At 51.4% G+C, this 19,070-nt stretch carries 21 protein-coding genes and 1 pseudogene; 11 read left to right on the top strand and 11 right to left on the bottom strand.

The window, feature by feature from the left end:
* Nucleotides 1-4: 4 nt before the first annotated feature.
* The 3 genes from rpoZ to trxC form a co-directional block, all read right to left on the bottom strand.
* Nucleotides 5-211 (bottom strand): DNA-directed RNA polymerase subunit omega, encoded by a 207-nt coding sequence (gene rpoZ, locus C8R31_RS13090; protein ID WP_107694513.1) that lies wholly within the window; start codon nucleotides 209-211, stop codon nucleotides 5-7.
* Between the two features lie 134 nt (nucleotides 212-345).
* Nucleotides 346-963, bottom strand: a complete 618-nt coding sequence (gmk, locus tag C8R31_RS13085; protein WP_107694512.1) for a guanylate kinase — start codon at nucleotides 961-963, stop codon at nucleotides 346-348.
* 131 nt (nucleotides 964-1,094) lie between these two features.
* The gene (gene trxC, locus C8R31_RS13080) at nucleotides 1,095-1,526 is read right to left on the bottom strand and encodes a thioredoxin TrxC (RefSeq protein ID WP_107694511.1); all 432 of its coding nucleotides are present in this window, start codon (nucleotides 1,524-1,526) and stop codon (nucleotides 1,095-1,097) included.
* A gap of 1,228 nt (nucleotides 1,527-2,754) precedes the next feature.
* Between trxC and C8R31_RS16815 the strand changes: the two are divergent.
* The 6 genes and pseudogenes from C8R31_RS16815 to C8R31_RS13050 form a co-directional block, all read left to right on the top strand.
* Nucleotides 2,755-2,973, top strand: a pseudogene (locus C8R31_RS16815) (carboxymuconolactone decarboxylase family protein); the annotation flags it as partial.
* 352 nt (nucleotides 2,974-3,325) lie between these two features.
* A complete protein-coding gene (locus C8R31_RS13070) occupies nucleotides 3,326-3,727 on the top strand; it encodes a cupin domain-containing protein (RefSeq protein WP_107694556.1) in 402 nt (133 codons plus the stop codon).
* Nucleotides 3,728-4,344: 617 nt separating this feature from the next.
* Nucleotides 4,345-4,746, top strand: coding sequence for a cupin domain-containing protein (locus C8R31_RS13065; RefSeq protein WP_219907529.1), 402 nt, complete (start codon nucleotides 4,345-4,347; stop codon nucleotides 4,744-4,746).
* 251 nt (nucleotides 4,747-4,997) lie between these two features.
* Nucleotides 4,998-5,993 carry a nitrilase-related carbon-nitrogen hydrolase gene (locus C8R31_RS13060; RefSeq protein WP_107694509.1) on the top strand — a complete coding sequence of 332 codons (996 nt, stop codon included), beginning with the start codon at nucleotides 4,998-5,000 and terminating at the stop codon, nucleotides 5,991-5,993.
* On the top strand, nucleotides 5,990-6,496 hold the full coding sequence (locus tag C8R31_RS13055) for a DUF302 domain-containing protein (protein ID WP_107694508.1): 507 nt from the start codon (nucleotides 5,990-5,992) through the stop codon (nucleotides 6,494-6,496). Before C8R31_RS13060 ends, C8R31_RS13055 begins: the two co-directional genes overlap by 4 nt.
* Nucleotides 6,497-7,066: 570 nt before the next feature.
* The gene (locus C8R31_RS13050; RefSeq protein ID WP_107694507.1) at nucleotides 7,067-7,894 is read left to right on the top strand and encodes a GAF domain-containing protein; all 828 of its coding nucleotides are present in this window, start codon (nucleotides 7,067-7,069) and stop codon (nucleotides 7,892-7,894) included.
* A gap of 1,324 nt (nucleotides 7,895-9,218) precedes the next feature.
* Here C8R31_RS13050 and C8R31_RS13045 read toward each other — a convergent pair.
* On the bottom strand, nucleotides 9,219-10,082 hold the full coding sequence (locus tag C8R31_RS13045) for an ice-binding family protein (RefSeq protein WP_107694555.1): 864 nt from the start codon (nucleotides 10,080-10,082) through the stop codon (nucleotides 9,219-9,221).
* Between the two features lie 518 nt (nucleotides 10,083-10,600).
* Between C8R31_RS13045 and C8R31_RS16810 the strand changes: the two genes are divergently transcribed.
* From C8R31_RS16810 to C8R31_RS13020, 5 genes are all read left to right on the top strand, one after another.
* Complete coding sequence (locus C8R31_RS16810) at nucleotides 10,601-11,026, top strand: HNH endonuclease signature motif containing protein (protein WP_107694506.1); 426 nt, start codon at nucleotides 10,601-10,603, stop codon at nucleotides 11,024-11,026.
* 853 nt (nucleotides 11,027-11,879) lie between these two features.
* Nucleotides 11,880-12,329: a thermonuclease family protein gene (locus C8R31_RS13035; RefSeq protein ID WP_107694505.1), complete on the top strand. Its 450-nt coding sequence runs from the start codon at nucleotides 11,880-11,882 to the stop codon at nucleotides 12,327-12,329.
* The gene (locus C8R31_RS13030) at nucleotides 12,322-12,603 is read left to right on the top strand and encodes a hypothetical protein (protein ID WP_107694504.1); all 282 of its coding nucleotides are present in this window, start codon (nucleotides 12,322-12,324) and stop codon (nucleotides 12,601-12,603) included. The genes C8R31_RS13035 and C8R31_RS13030 overlap by 8 nt, the downstream gene beginning before the upstream one ends.
* A gap of 2 nt (nucleotides 12,604-12,605) precedes the next feature.
* On the top strand, nucleotides 12,606-13,307 hold the full coding sequence (locus tag C8R31_RS13025) for an SOS response-associated peptidase (protein ID WP_107694503.1): 702 nt from the start codon (nucleotides 12,606-12,608) through the stop codon (nucleotides 13,305-13,307).
* The gene (locus C8R31_RS13020) at nucleotides 13,294-13,761 is read left to right on the top strand and encodes a hypothetical protein (RefSeq protein WP_107694502.1); all 468 of its coding nucleotides are present in this window, start codon (nucleotides 13,294-13,296) and stop codon (nucleotides 13,759-13,761) included. Before C8R31_RS13025 ends, C8R31_RS13020 begins: the two co-directional genes overlap by 14 nt.
* Before the next feature lie 505 nt (nucleotides 13,762-14,266).
* On the opposite strand, the gene C8R31_RS13010 is transcribed toward C8R31_RS13020, so the two are convergent.
* From C8R31_RS13010 to C8R31_RS12985, 7 genes are all read right to left on the bottom strand, one after another.
* Complete coding sequence (locus C8R31_RS13010; RefSeq protein WP_107694500.1) at nucleotides 14,267-14,686, bottom strand: hypothetical protein; 420 nt, start codon at nucleotides 14,684-14,686, stop codon at nucleotides 14,267-14,269.
* Nucleotides 14,687-14,777: 91 nt separating this feature from the next.
* On the bottom strand, nucleotides 14,778-16,775 hold the full coding sequence (locus C8R31_RS13005) for a phage tail tape measure protein (RefSeq protein WP_107694499.1): 1,998 nt from the start codon (nucleotides 16,773-16,775) through the stop codon (nucleotides 14,778-14,780).
* Between the two features lie 12 nt (nucleotides 16,776-16,787).
* The gene (locus C8R31_RS13000; protein WP_181320597.1) at nucleotides 16,788-17,162 is read right to left on the bottom strand and encodes a hypothetical protein; all 375 of its coding nucleotides are present in this window, start codon (nucleotides 17,160-17,162) and stop codon (nucleotides 16,788-16,790) included.
* Nucleotides 17,163-17,208: 46 nt separating this feature from the next.
* A complete protein-coding gene (locus tag C8R31_RS12995; RefSeq protein ID WP_107694497.1) occupies nucleotides 17,209-17,886 on the bottom strand; it encodes a hypothetical protein in 678 nt (225 codons plus the stop codon).
* Nucleotides 17,887-17,929: 43 nt separating this feature from the next.
* Nucleotides 17,930-18,214, bottom strand: coding sequence for a hypothetical protein (locus C8R31_RS12990; RefSeq protein ID WP_107694496.1), 285 nt, complete (start codon nucleotides 18,212-18,214; stop codon nucleotides 17,930-17,932).
* Nucleotides 18,215-18,224: 10 nt separating this feature from the next.
* Complete coding sequence (locus tag C8R31_RS16095) at nucleotides 18,225-18,401, bottom strand: hypothetical protein (protein WP_181320608.1); 177 nt, start codon at nucleotides 18,399-18,401, stop codon at nucleotides 18,225-18,227.
* A 165-nt stretch (nucleotides 18,402-18,566) separates the two neighbouring features.
* Complete coding sequence (locus C8R31_RS12985) at nucleotides 18,567-18,938, bottom strand: hypothetical protein (protein ID WP_107694495.1); 372 nt, start codon at nucleotides 18,936-18,938, stop codon at nucleotides 18,567-18,569.
* Nucleotides 18,939-19,070 lie beyond the last annotated feature (132 nt).

The following is a 19,070-nucleotide window of genomic DNA, read 5'->3' as shown; positions in this document are numbered from 1 at the left end:
TGGATCAAAGCGGTCCTGTTGAAAGGATTTCCACCCCGATTCTTCCCTGGGCAACCTCACGCAACGCTATAACCGTAGGCTTGTCGCGCGCAGGCTCCACCATTGGTGTTCCTCCAATCGAAAGCTGCCGCGCTCGAATGGTTGCCACCAGCGTCATGTCAAAACGGTTGGGAATTCTTTTTAAACAATCGTCAACGGTAATACGAGCCATGGTCTTGCCCCTACTTATAGAAAATGGAAGTATAGAATGCGTATGTGAATAACGGCAACCTTTATCGGTACATATGTACCGAGCAACAAGATGACCTGATGTATTCCCGGGCTCTCACATCATAAACCCGGTGATCAGCCTAGCTGGGTAAGAAGGGAATGATGCCGGGCCAGCTGCTTCACCACACTCAGGCGTTCGGCCTGCACGATGCATTTCAAATCATGCAACGCATGGTCGAGCATGTCATTGAGAATAACATAATCGTACTCTCCCACATGACTGATCTCGTCACGAGCCGAAGCCAGGCGCTGACTGATCACTTCAGGGCTATCCTGAGCCCGGTTTCTCAAACGCTCTTCCAATACCTCGAGCGATGGCGGCAGGACAAAGATCGCCACTGATGCTGGAAAAACCCGCCGTACTTGCCGGGCGCCCTGGCTGTCAATTTCCAACAGGATGTCACGTCCCACGCTTAAGGCGTCATTGATCCATGTTTTCGAGGTGCCGTATAAGTTTCCGTAAACCTGAGCGCTTTCCAGGAACTCCCCCTGCTTCAGCCTCTGCTCGAAAGCTTCACGACTGACAAAGTGGTAATCACGTCCGTCGACTTCTTCGGGGCGTGGCGGCCGCGTGGTGTATGAAACCGACAGGCTGAGATCCACCGCGCTTTGAAGCAGTGCTCGAACCAGACTGGTTTTTCCCGCCCCTGATGGGGCGCTGATGATATATAAACTACCCGGCGTCGCGGTCATAATGAAATTCGCCCAAAATCCCCGCACAGCGCCGGCTTACGTCTTTCTCTTTCGGGCTTAGGCCGGTTAGGGCGCACGCAGGCTGGGAGGACTGAAGTGTAACAGCTTCGGGCGCACTCGACGAACCTCAACTAATGAGAGTTTACCCAATGGACAATATCCTGAGCGGTCATTGCTCCTGCCTGTCGCGCTATTTCTTGCCCGCCTTTAAACAGGATCAGGGTCGGGATACTGCGAACGTTATATTGCGCCCCCAGCGCTTGCTCGTTTTCTGTGTTCACTTTGGCCAAGCGAACGCGCGGCTCCAGCATGGCCGCGGCTCGCACATAGGCTGGAGCCATCATTTTGCACGGTCCGCACCACGGAGCCCAGAAATCGACCAGGACGGGTATATCGTGGCGATCAAGGTATTTCGTAAAATTGCTTGCGGTCAATTCCACTGGGTGGCCGGTGAATAACGGCTGATGACAGTGGCCGCAGTTCGGGCGCTGGTCGAGTCTGCTGGCGGGCACGCGGTTAACCGCGTGGCAGTGCGGGCAGACAAGGTGAAGGGAATCGGTCATGAGTGTTCCTTATCTGGATGTAATTAACAAGCAGATGGGGACGAGGATACGCCTCTTCAAGCTTTATCATGCTGTAGCAAGTCCACTAGGCCAACACCATCTCCTAAAACCCTGTTTCGACCCTTCGCTTTGAATTCAACCGAGGGCTACTCAAGCTTGCATCTGAATCCGAACTATAGGGCTACAAAGCGCATGAACGCTGGCGTTTCCACATCAATTATTCTCTATGGGTACACACTTGGGTACACATCCAATTGCCTTGATCGCTGGCTATGCCATATAAAACATGCAGAGGGTCGCTGTAAACGCCCAGATGAGTATTCCTGCAGCTGAGAACCCCAGTAAGAATAGTAAAACCAAAGACGACAATCCAGACTCACCCTAGCAAAATGACACGCTCACGTTCCAGTCTACTGTGTTCTACCAATAATTCTTCCAGGTTCGCGGGGTGCTCTATTGCCCTGGCAAGCCCCCAGCAAGGAGGGAGAGCGATGGAACGATTGATCGACTTCCCAGACGATATCAGTCCTTAGCGACAGTGCGATTAACAACCCGGAGCTGAATACTTGCACTTTACATAGGTCGTTTTTTTAAGAATGCTCAGATCGCGAAAAACCCAGCATATCCAGCGAGCAACACGACACTTGTGTATGCCTGGGCATGGCCAAAGGAATGCGCCAGCAACTCTTTCTGCGCGTCGGCGAGTTCACGATTCCTCATCTTCTGCATTCTGGTATTGAATCTATCGCTACTAATGTTTATCGAGCGACTTCGAACTCTGCCACGACAGATTTAATAAAGGCGTTATCCCTCATCCGGATACCTTATAAAGTCACGACGCGAACGTCCCGTAACGGCAACGACTGAAATTGCAGACGTCTGCACTCGCCCGTCTAAGCGCCTCACGATGTCGAAGCCTTGACACCCAGCTTTGGAATGCCACCAGAAAGAAAATCTGGAGTTTTGTGCTATAGATAGATCAGGAAGTGGCTGGGAAGTGGCTGTAGTAGTCCTTCAAAGAGAATTGGAACTATAGAAATATTTGTTTAAACCTATAGGAGAGAAAGCATGGAGATCGACGTGGTTTGTCTGTCATCCGCCTTCATGCAGCCAGTCGCCAGCAGCGACTCACATCTTGACTGCGTCCCGCGGCGCGTCCGTCCCGGCCCGGGTGACTGACGACACCCAGTCACCTTGATAGGGCTTTGTCCACCATCGAGGATTCATCATGACCCAGCGCATCGAGTATCAGAAGCAATCACCCGAGCTGTTCAATAAATTCGTCGAGTTCAGCACGGCCCTAAGGCACTCCGCGATCGAGGAGTCGATTCATGATCTGGTGAATATCAGGGCATCGCAAATCAACGGCTGCGCGTTCTGCTTGGACATGCACGTCAAGGAAGCCACGACCCATGGTGAACGACCGCTCCGTCTGCACCATATCGCGATCTGGCGCGAGTCCACACTGTTCGTTCCGCGCGAGCGCGCCGCGTTGGCATGGACTGAAATCCTGACCCAGCTCCCCGCCCACGGCATACCGGATGACGTCTACGAGCATGTTCGGACACAGCTGTCCGAGAAGGAATTGTCCGACCTGACCTTCCTGGTGATGTCGATCAACGCCTGGAATCGCGTCAATGTGGGCTTCCAGGCGGTCCCGGCACGTACGACAAGGAATTGGGCTTGGACAAATCCCGTCTGTGCTGATCATGCATCGGCGCGACTGCGGGAGGGTATGTCGTCGCGCCGAACTCACCCACGGCCCATCGGCCGCTCAGGCCAGCAACGAGGAACAAGCCATGACTATTTTCAGAACTCTCGCCGTGCTGCTGTTGTTGGCAGCCGGTACTGCTGGCGCAGAGCAGGCGCCAATATCGGCGCGCGTGACGCCGTTGATGACCAAGGCGCTGGGCGATTATCCGGGCAAGGAAACCCTGATGCTCACCGTCGCATATCCGCCTGGCGCCGTCGACCCCGTGCATCGCCACAATGCGCATGGTTTCATCTACGTGCTGGAGGGTTCGATTGTGATGAGCGTGCAGGGCGGAGAGCCGGTGACGCTGACAGCCGGCCAGACCTTCTACGAAGGCCCGAACGATGTGCACACCATCGGTCGCAACGCCAGCCTCACCAAGCCCGCAAAGTTTCTGGTCTTTCTGTTAAAGAACAGCGACGAGCCTGTTCTTACGCCGACGCACTGACGCCCACACGGCTTCAGACGACCACCGCTACGACTATCCATGACAGCGTGTGCGTAAACCCTTGGCCTTGCTGGCTCTAATTCCAGCCACCGTAATCCTTATTTAGCAAAACATTCTTTCTGTACTACAGTCAAATTGGGCCTTGTATATAAACATGCAACTATTTAACCTGCCTGGCAGGAAACCGGAGGTTGTGAATAGCGATCAGGGCAGCCAGTTCACGCGCATGAGGTTGTGCAGGCCTTCAGGAACAGGGGGGCAAGCTCCGCATGGCAGGGGTATGGAGGAACAAAGTGTTCGTCGAGCGCCTGTGGAAGTCGGTGAAGTAAGAGCAGGTGTATTTGCGTGCCTGTGACTCAGCCGCTGAAGCTAGAGCATCAATCATGCAATACTTGGATTGGTACAGCCGGATCTAGGCCCTCATTCGAGCTTAGGCAGGGAAACATCTGATGAGACCTATGCCGGGTGCTGCCGGGCGGTTGAACTGGCAGCCCGAGAATCAGCGAATATTCCACCTACAAACGTGGGCCCCTGTTCAAACGAGTAGGACCAGCTCCATTGATTTGTCTTCTCACACACAATTCTAAACCACTATACGCTTAGAAGGAGCAATGCATATGTCTGCAAAGCCAATGTTGTTGCTGGCATTCCTCATAACCGGCGCTCTGATCATAACCCGTCCCGTGATGGCGCAGGAGACTGTCACGCCGCTCATATCGAAGGATCTGGCAGGAGTTTCCGGCAAGGAAGTTGAGATGTACACCGTGGACTTTCCGCCGGGCTATTCGAGCCCTGTCCACCGCCACAATGCCCAGGTGTTTCTTTACGTACTGGAAGGTTCCATCGTGACGCAGGTGAAAGGCGGAAAAGAAATCACGCTGGTGCCAGGCCAGAGCTATTATGAAGATCCCAACGATATTCACACCGTTTCCCGGAACGCAAGTAGAACAAAGCCAGCAAAATTCCTTGTTTTCCTAATTAAGGAAAAAGGTGCTCCATCTCTAGTACTAGAAAAGTAAAGGCCCGCTTTGAGTTGCACCGATGGGTTAGAGCGGACGACCTGTGGTCAGAAAAAATTTCATACGGGGCGTCAGAAGTTCTTCGTGTAGTACGTCCGACAGAATGCACACGATTCTCAAGGCTTGCGGGGCTGGATCGGGCTGCGTTGAGAGAGTTTTAACTTGGCCGGATGCTCCCGAGAACAGACGGCCTGGTCGACTCCACGCACGGCACCCTCAGCTTTCCATAATTGACCGTAAAAGGTTCTGCGATGAACATCATAAAAGGCGCTGCGGTACAAATCAGCCCTGTGCTTTACAGCCGCGAAGGCACGGTGGGCAAAGTCGTACAGAAGATTATCGAGCTTGGCCGCCAAAGCGTCCAGTTCGCCACCTTCCCAGAGGCGGTGGTACCGTACTACCCCTATTTCTCCTTTTTACAGCGGCCATTCGAGATGGAGACGGAATACCTCCGATTACTCGACCAAGCAGTGACCGTACCCTCGACCGCTACTCGCGCCATCGGTGAAGCTTGTAGGCAAGCCGGGATGGTGGTATCCATTGGCGTAAATGAGCGCGATGGTGGCACCCTCTATAACGCACAGTTGCTGTTCAATGCTGACGGATCCTTGATTCAGCGCCGCCGCAAGATTTCCCCGACCTACCATGAACGCATGATCTGGGGGCAGGGCGATGGTTCCGGACTGCGGGTTGTCGACAGCGCAGTCGGTCGCATCGGTCAACTGGCTTGCTGGGAACATTACAACCCGCTCGCCCGCTACGCATTGATGGCTGATAGCGAGCAAATTCATTCCGCGATGTATCCCGGATCGTTCGGGGGCGACATCTTCTCCGAACAGACCCAGGTGAACATCCGCCAACACGCACTTGAGTCCGGCTGCTTCGTTGTCAACGCCACCGCTTGGTTGAATGCCGATCAACAGGCTCAAATTATGCAGGACACGGGGTGCCCCATCGGCCCGATCTCTAGTGGCTGCTTTACGGCGATTGTCTCCCCGCAAGGCGAATTGATGGGTGAGCCCCTGCGCTCCGGTGAAGGCGTGGTGATCGCCGATCTTGATTTCTCCTTGATCGATAAGCGCAAGGGAAAAATGGATTCGCGCGGCCACTATAGTCGCCCGGAACTCCTCAGCCTGTTGATTGATCGCACGCCCGTTGCTCATATCGAAGAGCGCAACGCTCACCGTATTGCTGTTGCCGAGGAAGGCGATGATCATTGCGCCGTAACCGCGGGAGAACGACGATGACAACTGACAGCCCGCAAGAAATCCCCTTCCAGGGCGCCCGCATCAGATTCGACAGCAAGAAATGTTTTGACGAAGTCGTGCGGGCATTGCTGGCCGACGTCGGAGAAAAACCACTGATGATCGACGACCTTCCTGCAAAGTTTGAAAGCTGGGAGTCGTACAAGGCGGAAGTGGAGTCTCATGCGGGCCCCAGTGGCTTTATCCTATTCGCCGTGATGAATCATGGTGCCTGGATAAAGGAAGTCGGCATTCAAAAGAAGGTAGTGCGCTTCATAATCGGAAACCCAGTGCTAGCCATCACTATGTTGCGGCATGATTTGACGGCGGGTCTTTTCGCGCCGGTGGAACTCATCGTGATTGAAGAGGACCAGGATCAAAGCAGCCTGACATATGTAAGGCCCTCATCGCTAATGGCCGTCGAGACAAATGAACCAGTGCTCGCGGCCGCCAGGGAACTTGATGCGAAGCTCCAGGCGCTAGCCGCAAAGGTGACGATGGCGTAGGCTGACCAGCCTCCTGTCACAACTGATCCTAGGGACCCCTGAACAAGTCTCCCCAGTAGTAAAATATGAGCATTATTATTGATGCGCCAGCGAGCGGGTGCTCTGCCAGGTTCGGCAAACCGAGCCTTACCGGACTCCTTTCCGGACGCTGACGTTGCTATTTACCCCACTAGCATCCGCATTGCTCAGCGACGGATCGGCGAGCATACGTTCTAATCATCTTTGATCGTTCATATCCCGCGCGAATAAATTCTCCAGCTGTGTCGAGTTTGGCCGTTAATTATCCATGAACAACTGGGCCTGCCATCGAGACTCCGGCTCAGAGGGCTGTACTAAATATCTATTTTTCGTCGACGGGGACCCCTTTCGTACGGTAATGCGCTTTACCTTCTCGAATTAGGCCCGGATTTCCGCGGCTACCTGACCGAACTCCCTGCCATCAGCACACACCGGGGTACCGATGGGAAATCCATTGAAAGGCAATTGGGTATCTACACGGCATAATAAATCAGATCAAGGACCACAGTTCTAGTTTGTCTTTTTTTGCAACAGAGCCCGATGAGGTAAGAAATGGACGTTACCGACGGTGTCGAAAATCAGCTCATCAGGCTTCAGGATATATCCGGTTTTCTGGTAGCGGACAGTCTCGACGACAGTCTTTTACAGCTCGCGGAAAAGACGGCTAAAATCCTGCAAGCTCAACATTGTTCGATCATGCTTTTGAATGAAGGCGACCCTGAAAATCCGCGCATGAGAGTTTGTGGCAGTTATGGCCCGCTGGCAGCAGCTGCATACAAGGAATCGGTGCGTAAGGGAGAGGGTATTGCCGGGCATGTAGTTGCCACGGGAAAATCCCTTTTTATCGAGAACATACACGAATCGCGGTTCGCCGGCGGGGCACGCCGCGCCAACGATTCACCTAAGAGCCTGTTGTGCTCACCAATAAGAATCGATGCCGGGATTGTGGGCGTGGTCAACGTGACGGATTGCGAAAACGGAAAATCATTCAGGCCGGGTGACCTGAATTTGCTGGATGTCGTCGCCATGTTTATTGGTAAATCGATTCAGACATTGCAACTTCAGAGTATTCTGAATTCCCGTTTCGCACAGATGGCGCTCATACAGGAGGCGCAACAAAACATCGGCAGCCCATTGACAAGCGTTTTGCATAACCCCGATCAAATAGCAAAAATCGTGGCCAAATCCTTCTATAAGGAAATGACACGCACGGGCTTCGGCTCAAGCCAGATAATTAATGTGGCGTCAGACATCATTTCCCAGTTAAATAGCAATTTGCAGCGGCATAGTAAACGGATTGGGCGGAGAGGAAAGGGGGCTCCGGAATCCGAGGAGCACGCCTCCCCATCGTCCATTGAGGAATCGTCTCCGAGCCCCTAGATGTTCAGTAGAGGGTCGTGCTGGAACCCGAGGACGCATGGTTCTGAGTGAAATGTCACTCAAGATTCTGCACCTATACCCGTACTATCCGGCTGAAACTGTTTACCCACGCCATTCTAGTACTCAATGATTTTGCGGTGGTACACCTAGGTGGTACATCACTCGGCATGGACCTTATTAACTCATGGCCATGCTCATCCATTAGGAGTATAAAGACAAAAGTTTGAACTCTTCTCAGACTTTGCAGGCTCGACCATGTTAAGGCTTCTGTATATCACGCTTCTCGCTAGCCTACTGGGGGCGTGCGTCTCAGCCCCCACTCGCTCTGATAGTGGAGCTTTCAAGCTCACTCAACACGGTGAAATACCAACCTCCAGCACCCAACTTTTCACGGATTGCTTAATGGATGGGTTCGACGCAAGTAGCATAATGCTGGCGAATGTTGCAGTTAGGCAGCAGCGTCGTACTGAACGCTATCGTGTGGAAGTATTAACTCAGTCATCAGTTCTGCTTAGCGCAGATGTCTTTGACAATGGTCGCGTCGAACTTCATGAAAGTTCGGCTGCAGCTCTGGTTAACTTATCTAAGGAACACAAAGCTTTTTCTGACTGCCTCAGCCGCTTCCGCGGAGCGAGCTAGGACGGCAAGGAAGGAATTATTCCCCACCTCGGCAATACGAAGGTAGCCACCCCTCCACTTAAATCCACTGTAGGGCTTCTGGTAGAGTTTCGACGAGAAATCTTCTAGGCTTGTGGGCCGCTGTAACAAAAAATACCCGGCCCATGGCTAGCCGGGTATAAATTGGATAATGGAGAGATGCAGGGAAGTGTCAGTCATCGAACTGGGAAGAAAGATGATTTAAACTGCTCACCACCCTGCGATTTCAATATAGCTTGTTTTTTGAAAGTTGCTTCAGAAGGCAGGCAAAAAAATACCCGGGGAGGCCGGGTATAAGTGTCAAGGTACGGAGGTGCAGAGCGGGCTCATCCGCTTGCGATACCACAATAGCAACAATTATGAAATTCCTTGAGACGAAATGAAACGGGTTTAGGCGGCTATTTAGCGCATTGCAGATTCAGGTAGAGAGCGGCCTGCAAGCTACCAACAAAAAACCCGCCGGAGCGGGTTTGGGCGCAGGGCTATTTTCCGCAATTAAGCGAGTTCAAAAGCGAGTTAATTTCTTCTCTAGGCATCGTAAAACTACTTTCAATTGTTTGACTACCTCGCCCCCCACATCAAGAGAGAAAGCATACCCCTAATACTTGCAATATTGTTTTGTAGCTCGGCCGCGTTTCCTATCAATTTGGTTGATAGCTTTATTCGGCTATATATTTTCCCCGTGCCGACGGCGAATAAACCCAAGCCCCAAGAATCCTAGTCCGAGCAATGCAAGCGTGGCTGGCTCGGGAACGGTCTGACTACCACCGTCGCTGTTTCCCAAACCGCTGAAGCCGACGCTGCCGTAGTCGCTGCGCCCGCTCTCAATATCGCCGGCGCCCATGCAATTGTTGGAGATGCTGTTTGTATCCATTGTCACCGCCCCATTTAGCGCGATGGCCCTGCCGCACAAGATGTTTGCCGTGGTGTTCAGGGTGATACTCTGATCCGCGAGAATATTTCCTGCGAACAACGTGCTGGTACCCAGCGTCGCCGAGCTCCCGACCTGCCAAAATACGCCGCTATTTGTATCGCCATTGAGCACGTCGACAACGGAGTTGCTTGCGGTCGTGAGCGTGCTCCCTATCTGGAAAACGAAGAGTGCATTGGGATCGTTTTGGGCGTTAAGAGTAAGCGTTCCCGTCAATTGAGCGGACGACAAAAAGAAATAGACGCCGGGAGTGAGCGTGAGCCCTCCCAGATCCTGACCAGTTAGGTCGGCGGTAACCGCCTGAGCCGCAAGAATATTATATGTAGACAGGGCATCAACCTGAGCTTGCTGCGCGACCGCATCAGTTTGGTGTATCGTTCCTGTATGCGAGATGCTCCCCAAGCCGGTGATCGAGGTGCCTGAATAAACACCAAGGTCTCCCCAGACTGTGGTCGAGCCGGTATTAGTCACCGTCGACGCACCCAGTACAGCGTAACTTTCCGCTGAACCCAGAAATGGCGTCGCCAATGCAGGCGGGACGCTGTAAAAGGTTCCTAATAGCGCCAGTGACATTACTGATAAGCATTGCGACATTTTCATCAAATACATTCCTAATCGATATTCCTTATTCACCATTACGGTTTCCCCTAAGATGACGGGAAAACACCCTATTTATGTGCAGACAGAGCAAGATAGAGTACAGGTGCAAGAACGGCACTACGGGATATAGACTGATGTACTGTGATAAGCAAAAACCGAGCCATAATTCAACACTTTGATTCCTTGGATATTTTATTAACTCATATTGGCACTAAAGAACTAATGTAAGTCTTTTCGCCATGTACCAATGGACAGGAAAAACCTATAGCGTTGATGCGCTGCAGGGCTCATTCCCAGCTTGCCCAGCACCACTTCAAAACGGGTGAGCAAGTCCCTGCTGTCGTTCCAGCTGCCGTCTCTGAGTAGCAAGGATCTGCGAACTAGGCGAAAAAATACCGGCGGGTATCGGTATGAATTGGAATAATAGATAGCTACCGGAGCAGAGGTTCACCGCAACAAGCTCGTCCTTAGGTTAAAATAAGTGTGGTTTCAGGAACTTGAGGAAAGATTTTTAGAAACTGCTGCAACGTAAATCATGGTCAAACAGACCTGGCTCAAGTGAAACCAGGCTAAGAGGTCGAGCCCTCCGACAGGCAAGGGCTGAGCTGTTCAAATGTAACCCTCTATGCGTTCGCTGCCAGAAGAAAGGGATAACCAGGCTTGCCACGGAAAGGGACCATGTTGTCCCGTTGTTTGAAGGCGGAACAGACGACCCGAGTAATACGGTCGGGTTATGTAATCCATGTCACAAGGAAAAAACCCAGCAGGAATCGAACCGGGCCAGAGGGATCACGACCAAGCCACGGATGAGAAGCGGATGCGATGTGAATGGTTTCCCGAGCGATCCAGCATCACTGGCGAAAGGCTTAGAGCGCCTTAATGCTGAAACAGCAATCCTTTGCAATCGATACTCGATGAGGGTTCTCTTTCAAGTATCTAGCTGAGAAGATCATCAACGCTTCTGCATTTGAAGCGGCATCACATTGATAGTCGAATGCCCCGTCATATGCGGCTCTGTCATGCTGCATAAGCTTCATGGGCATAGCAATGCATTGATGTGTTGACATGGCGACCTTTTGTTGTGGTTGAGCCCCATGATGTTCCAGAAACATTGAAACATCAACTAATAGCAGGAGGGGCCATTATTCTTTCAGATAAAATCCCGGAACCCGTCTCCCCACCCTTCCTTTCATAAAAGTAATCAATTTTAGGTAAATGTCGGCGGCTTTTCGGATGCCAAAAAGGGGGCTTGATTCGCCCTCGAAAGCGAGGCTGTTGCATGTTGCGTTTACTAGGAAAGCAACAACGCAACAAGCACTTCCAAAATGAATAATTTAAGAGCTGGAACCCGCGTCGACAGAGGCTATCACTTATCAAGCAGCGCAGAAAACAGCACGCAACAACCACCATTTTTATACATCCCGTTTGTTGCGCACCATTCGTGAGTACAAGAGACTGATTTAAACGCCCTAGGATCGATTTAAATAAGGTGGTGGCTACCTTCATATTGCCGAGGTGGAAAACAATCAGCCTAGGAACGGATGAGCTAGGCGAAAGGTCTTTTTTTACCTTTTTTCGGTGGAATTTATAGCAAGAAAGGGGCAAGCACGGATTCCGCTATTAGGCCTGAGGGAAATGAAGGCCCCCGGGGTATTCCGACAGATTACCCATTGCAGCAATACCCCTGCGAGGCGAAAGGAACATTTAGCGGCGATGAAATGGCCTATGAAGTGCGATATGATGAGGAAAGTCGAGTTGATCAGGTCATTGCCTTGAAAAAGTAATGATGCAAAGTTAATGTTACCCGCTATCTTCCTCGCAACGGTCATCGGTATCAGTGACGGCGACACGCTGACCGTCCTGAATGAAAATAAGCAGCAAGTAAAGATCCGGCTTGCTGAAATCGACGCGCCCGAAGCTCGACAACCCTTCGGCAGCAAGTCAAAGCAATCGCTCTCAGAATTGTGCTTTGGGAAGCAGGCTCAGATAAAACCCCAAGTCAAGGATCGATACGGGCGCACGGTCGCCCGGGTGAGCTGCGAAGGGATTGACGCGAACGCCGAACAGGTGAACCGAGGCATGGCCTGGGTCTACCGGAAGTACGCCAAGGACCACGCTCTCTATGTCCTGCAGCATGATGCCAAGGTAGAAAAACGGGGCCTATGGAGCGATCCTTCTCCTACGCCACCTTGGGAATGGAGGAAGTCGACACGGCACATAGCCATTCAATTGCTCCTCTATGCCTGACCTGACCAAGCTTGAGCAGTATATGGCGCTAGTCGATAAGCTAGTCCAGTTCGCCGACAAGGAAGAGTTGGCGGAATGCTCAAGGATACTGGCGATAAATCTGGCTCACTATCAAATTAAGTATGGAGAATTGCCGCTAGACGACGGGCTGGTAGCTGCCGATTGGGACAAACTTAATGATCAGCAGGATGAGCTTGTCGTGCGGGGCATGGAAACGCTTGTCGGCGTGTTGGGAAGTGTTATTCAGGGACTGGACGAGAAGACTGAGCATTAATAATGTGTGGACGCATTGCACAATCTGAGACAAGGCGGTATTACGCCAAATTCCTCGATCCAGATCTATTGCCAAGGGAATGGATAGGCGGCGACACCGCACCGCAATTCAACCTGAGCCCGGGCCGGACGGCCCTGTTGCTACACATGCTGAACGGAAAGCTCGCGTCGGATTACGTTTCATGGGGCTACAGAACTCCGAACGAAGCCGCGGCGAAGCGTAAACCCTGGATCAATGCGCGCGTAGAGAAGGCGCTGACCGGGCGTTACTTCCGGCATATGTTCAGGCAAGGCCGAATGATTGTGCCTGGTGGGGGCTGGTTTGAATGGACGGTCGAGGACGGCAAGAAACAGCCTTGGTACATTTCCCGTAAAACAAATGAGCCGATCTTTATGGCCGGCCTGACGAATTTCCAGCCGTACGCTCAGCAAGAGGTCGAGGTCGGATTTGTGATCGTAACCGAGGATGCAGAAGGCGGCATGGTCGACATCCACGACCGCCGGCCAGTTGTATTAGAACCACAAGACGCACTACGCTGGATGGACTTGGATACTCCAGTAGAGGAAGCCGCGCATATCGCCCAGAGCCGCTCCGTCCCTTCTAGCCAGTTCCAATGGTGGCGCGTAACGCGCAGGGTGAACCGACCGGATCCAGCTACCAATGACCAGCATTTATTAGAGCCCGCAGAATATGAGCAGCGGTAGCAGCCTTCTGGGTCTTGTTTCGACGTTGATAGTAGGCATTGCTGCTACGTACATTAGTTGGCAGCAATGGAAAACAAACAAATTGAAATTGAAACTGGACCTGTACGATAGAAGAGTAAGAATCTACGAAGTGGTAAAGAATACGCTGCAGTTGGTTCTCAAAGAGTCAAACGTAAGCCCTTCGGACCTCTCCATTTTTTGGACCTCTGCTTCCCAGGCTGATTTTTTGTTTGGTCCTGAAATACCCGAGTATATTGATGAGATACATAAACATGGAGTCAGGTTGCATTACTGGAACAGCCTTTTGCGCGCGTACAACGACTCAAATCAAACGCCCGGAAACCGAAGTATTGAAGACGTCACAAACGGAATGAATGAGGAGTTGCTTTGGTTTGCTAAACAATTTGACCCTGCTCGGGAGAAATTCCAGAAATATTTAGCGATGCACAATTAAAGCGTTCCAACGCGTCTTTATAAAACCGGCTTCGCCGGGTTTTTAGTGTCCAGCTATACCGACGTAGCCATTCATCAATTTAAATCGACTGCAGGGCTTCTGGTTGAGCCAAGTATAGGTACGGGTATATAGGTATACCGGCAAAGCGACCCGGCAAAAAAGTTTGGGCAAATACCCTTGAGCAACACAAGGTCATTCAATATAATCTGCGGTAGCGCTCATCTTTAACGTTTTGGGAAAGGGTTCGACAATGAAGTTCGAATGGCTCCTGGACGAAGTAAACGACACACACTTGTTGTGCGTCAAAGGCGACCGAAGCTTATTTTTTCGTGGAAAGCTTTCGGGAGAAATTAACGGAAGAAGAATTTGGCAACCCTTCCCGAAAGGAGAGCCAAAAGAGGTTTCGGGAGATCTGGAAATCGCTCGGCGACGATGCGAGTCAATGGTGCGAGAACTCGCGGTGCACGAACTTGCGCTCGCCTAACGGCTTCTGGTAAAGCCCGTGTCACTTGCCTTCATCCCATGGCCTAGCTCCCGATGCTTTGCCAGCAATTACAGCAGCGGTAGCCGCTGTATAGCGTGATTGCTGAGTAAGTCTCAGTTTCGTGGCAAAGGTCTGAATAAGGCGCGCCTGACGCTCGATCATGGCGTGGATCCGGTTGAGCGTCTTCAAATCGCCGTCTCCATCGGCCAGTGTTGCCTCGATCGCATCGGAACGTGACGCCAGGGTTTCATGAGAGGCGATTGCTTTGACGTAACCGGAAAGCAGCGGAGCATTCGAGTGGTCGAACCAGCTTGCGGGCTTTGATAGCGTTATTTCCTTCCAGAGTTCTTTCTGTCTGGCAGTAAGGGATTTTGACGGCGCCAGGACTGTAGCGACACTTGGAGGAACAACGGAAAGACTAGCAGACGATTTCTTAGCCATAAAATTAGCCCAAATTGTAATGATTTATGAAAGGAAAGGAGAGAGCGCGGTTTCCAGTGCTTTTCACTAGACTTTTGACTCCCCCCTCCCATTAGATCAAGCCTTGCCTCGAGAGCTTGTCGACGAGCTCAGCATTGCCGTGCTTAATCAGCTTTTGCACATCTTGATTTATCGCCGCTCTGTCTGATCTGCTATCGATATTGATGGTTCGGTTATCGTGGATTACCAAACCTCCGCCACCTCCACCCGATACGCCGAGCCTGCCTCTCGAATCACGCTTTAAAGGCATGATTGCCTCAGGGCCAGCCTCACCCATCAGACCATTCTGAAGCGCTCCGCCAGACTCAAACTTGAACATGGTGGGACTGTTTACAATGCCGCCGTTTGCGAACTTGGAGAAATTCGCCATGCCCTTACCGTCGAAGTAAGCGCCATTGGCAGCAACGCCGAACAGGCCGCCGCTTGTTACCTTGAGCGCGCTACCTATCCCTTTGCCACCTCCACCAAAGAGGCCCATCACGTCGCCTAGTATCGACAACCCCATTTTCAAAAAGCCGCCTTTTTTGCCGCCAGCGCCGAAGATAGTATTCGCTAGGTCCGCAGCAATCGCATCGGAAGCCATTCTCAGCAGCATTGTTTTCCACGCGTTTCCGATACTGTCAAAGTCTCCGCTCAACGTTCTGAATACCGTGTCGCCCATGTTCCGTTGGACGTTCGTTTGGAAACCGATCAGCACAGCATTAAGCCTTTCGGAAGATGCGTCAGCGTTGGATTTCAGGCCATCAAAACTTACCTTCGTTGCGCGCTCCATGTCTGCCGCGCTTTTTGCCACGGCAAGATCAAACGTTTTCTGCTCGATAGCGCCAGCCTTTAGGAGCTCGCTGTACTTGGCAACCTCGGCATTCATCCGCGCCATTGGGTCAACGGATAGTTTTAAATCCTGCCCCGATTTCATCAGATCGTTAAGGGATTGCTGTGAGTCCCTAGCCGCCTTCTCGCGGTCTTTGTGGAATCTATTGAATGCTTCCAGCTCGACATCCATTTCATGCTGAGCAATCTTCAAGCGATCATCAGCCGCTTTCTTGGCCGAGTCGTTCGTCCGTTTGCTTGATGTGTCGCTCCCCAGGAATGCGAATATTGATGACTTGCTGGGGGTGATTGGTAGCGCTATCTTGGCAGGCCCGGTATTCTGTAACTTGGCAAGGGTCTGTTGAAGGGATAGGGCTTCAGCGTTCAGCTTTTGAAGATCAGCCGCCCATAGGCCCGATGAATCAAACCCGAGCTTGCCTATCATCTGTCTTCTGCTGAGAATCGAATCCATCGAGTCGCGCAGATAATTCAAGCGCACCGTGATTTTCATATCCTCTTCTGGCGCGAAGAGGTTCTTCATATTCTTGATTGCGTCGTTCAGGGCCGGTACCAACTTGCCTGTTAAACCGATTGCCACGCCGCCGATATTAGCCTGCAGGTTCTTAAGTTCATCATTAAACTTGTCGGCCTGTTCTGCCATCTCCTTTGTGACGCCGGAAGCCTTATCCCCTTCTGATACCATGCGGCCGATAGCCGCCCCACCTTCAGCAAGCAAGGGCGTAACATCCTGCCATGACTTACCAAGCGCAGTAGACAGCACAGCAGCGCGCTGGAATGGGTCTTGTATAGCGTTCGTAACATCCGCTAACTGCTTGAACGCTTCGAGCGGATCCTTAGCAGTTATGCCGAGTGCGCGGAACTTCTCCGCATCCTTGCCCATGTTGACGGACAGTTTTGATACGGCAGCCGCAACGCTATCCAGATCGGCGCCGGATTTTTCCGCGGCGACGCCGAGGCCAGCTAGTTGATTAACCGCTAATCCGGTTGTTTTGCTCAGGTCATTTAGTTTGTCTAAACCATCGATAACAGACTTGCCGAAAGCGACAACGCCAGCAGCAGAGAGGCCTACGCCGATATTGCTTAGAGCGTTATTGATATTCTTGCTAATGCGATCGGTATTTGTCTGGAACTTACCCAGATCATTCGTCGCTTTATCGATCGCGCTGGTAAAGCGCGCGACATTCGCATTGAAATCGACAGTTATCCCTCTACCTGACATTTTTAACCCCTATTAATTTATACATACCGGCTTTTCCTCTTCTTTTACATACGAGAATAACGGCTCTCCAAATATCCTGTTTTGTTCGTCCAAGGCAACTAGATCAATACCGCCGGCGCGAACCTGCAGCATGTATCTCGGCCGATTCGAGTTGATCGCTACGGCGATTTCCTCAGCCTTCTTTGGATCCTCTTTGAAGAGCGCAAGAAACATGATGTCAGCAACCTGTGAAGCCGCATCGATCATGTTGTTAAACGCAAACTTCATTTGCTCGTCATCTTTATTTGTCATTTTCTCTCTCATCGTTATCCATAAAAAAACCCCCAGCTTTTGGCTGAGGGTTCTTTTGCCAGCCGCGCAACAAAAGGTAGGGTTGCTGCCGGCCATCCGGGTTTCTTTTGAGCTGCGCGACTCGCGGATTGATACGCATCCCTTATGCGGCCTCTATCAAGGTGTTAAGCCTGGACTTCAGCGCCTCGCTTGCGAGATTCTTCGGTTCCTGAGTCATTTTCGGAAAATTCTCGGGGAGCTCGCTCTGGTCAATAAAACCTTCCTGGAACGCCTCCATGAGGTAGCGATAAACACGTGAATTGGGGTCCCTCAGATCTCCTAATTCCCGGATGCCCATGTAGGTAAGTCGGCCTGTAGCGAAACCTGCGTAGTACAATCCTTCCCGTAACTCTGCTTCAGCGGTTAACGCCTCATCCAGTTCCTTGAGCTTTGACACAACCTTACGGGCGTTTTCACGGTGTGCTGGCTGGAACCGCTCCATGACTTCAACAGATACCGCAGACAACTTATCCATGACTTTCTGTTCCTGTAGTCGAATAGCAGCCTTGATGACTGAAATACGCGTGATCAGCTCTTGGTAACTCTCCCGCAGTTTCTCTTCATTGGTAATTTCAGGACTTGACCCACCTTCCAGCATCTTCTCTGCCGCTTCCTGGATGGGGTTACGCTGCGGACGTCCTTTATGAATCTCGCTCAGAATTGCATCTCTCTTTCCTTCCGCCTCAGCCAGTTGAAGCCGTAAATCAGCTAATTTGTTGGTTGCAGCAGCGTATTCCTTGTTGTCGGAAAGCTTAGGTAGGGCAAAAGCTTGATTCTTCATTTCGATGTTTCCTTATGGTTAGAATGTTTTTTGGCCTTGATACTCATGAAGCAAGGGCAAGGGCGAGCCTTCTTTCATTTCTTGTTCTTTGGCTGCTCCCGCTCCCCGATTTAAGGGCAAGGGCGAGCTTCCTTTCGTTTGTTTTTCGTCTGCTTCCCTGTTTAAGGGCCGACCTTTCACTTCTTCTTTGCCTACCTTCCTGTTCAAGAGCAAGGATTAGCTTTCCCCTTGCCATCAATAAGTGCGCGTCGGAGATCGGCCTGCCGCTCTTGTCGTTCATGATCCTGTTTGTGTAGAAATTCATCATCCAGTTGTCGTGCGGGTTCATTGCTTATTCCTTAATGGTTATTGATCGGTACTCGTTTGGACGCGCCTACTCCCCGCTTCCGCGCCTGCTTTGCAAACGCGTGTAAATTTGTTTCCAGGGTTTTAAGACGCTCATCGTTTGCTTTTTTAAACTCGGTAAATGCCCTGCCTTGATTCAGAAGCATATTCTTTATTTCTTCGTTATCCATATGCTAAATTCCTTAAATGATGTCAACGTATTAATCATGAACTGAGTATATGGATATGATATAAAACGGGATTCCCGGTTTAGCGGTATCAGGGAAAAAGAATATTGAAAAAACTTTAGGGAGATAAAACGGTGCGGAAGCTGCACCGTTATCTGTGAGGGGGGATTACCGGAGATTTGCCTTGCACCAGGAGAGCTTGTTCCTAAGGCTCTTGAATGTGAGTTGCTGGCGCCCTGTACGCGGGTGATGGTAGATAATGATTTCCCAGACCCTGTCGACCTTCTCTATCGGGCTTTCTTCCTCGCCATATATGTCCCGGCGGGCCGATTCCAGTTCCAGTTCCTGCAGGAGCCGGTCGAAGGTTATGCAGCCTTCTATTTTAGGAAGCAACTCCTGAAGATAGTCTTTGAGAAAACCGGGCCTCTTCCCAATTCTTTGCTGTTGCTGGAATGAGAGTCCCAGTCTAACCAATGTCAGGATCTCTTCACGCTCGGGGCTAGGTGGTAATACGTTCTCTAGATAGCTGGTTAAATTCACTTACCGTTATCCACCTCTGAAACAATCGTTTTTGCCTTGGAGCGCGAGTATCCCAACTGCTCCGTAGGCTCTTTTTCTATCCGTCGTTTTCTCAGCACCTCAGCCCGGCCCCCCCCTTTCTCATGGCTTGCG

Source organism: Nitrosospira sp. Nsp2 (genome assembly GCF_003050965.1).
Classification (GTDB): domain Bacteria; phylum Pseudomonadota; class Gammaproteobacteria; order Burkholderiales; family Nitrosomonadaceae; genus Nitrosospira.
This window is presented reverse-complemented; position numbering and strand designations above follow the sequence as displayed.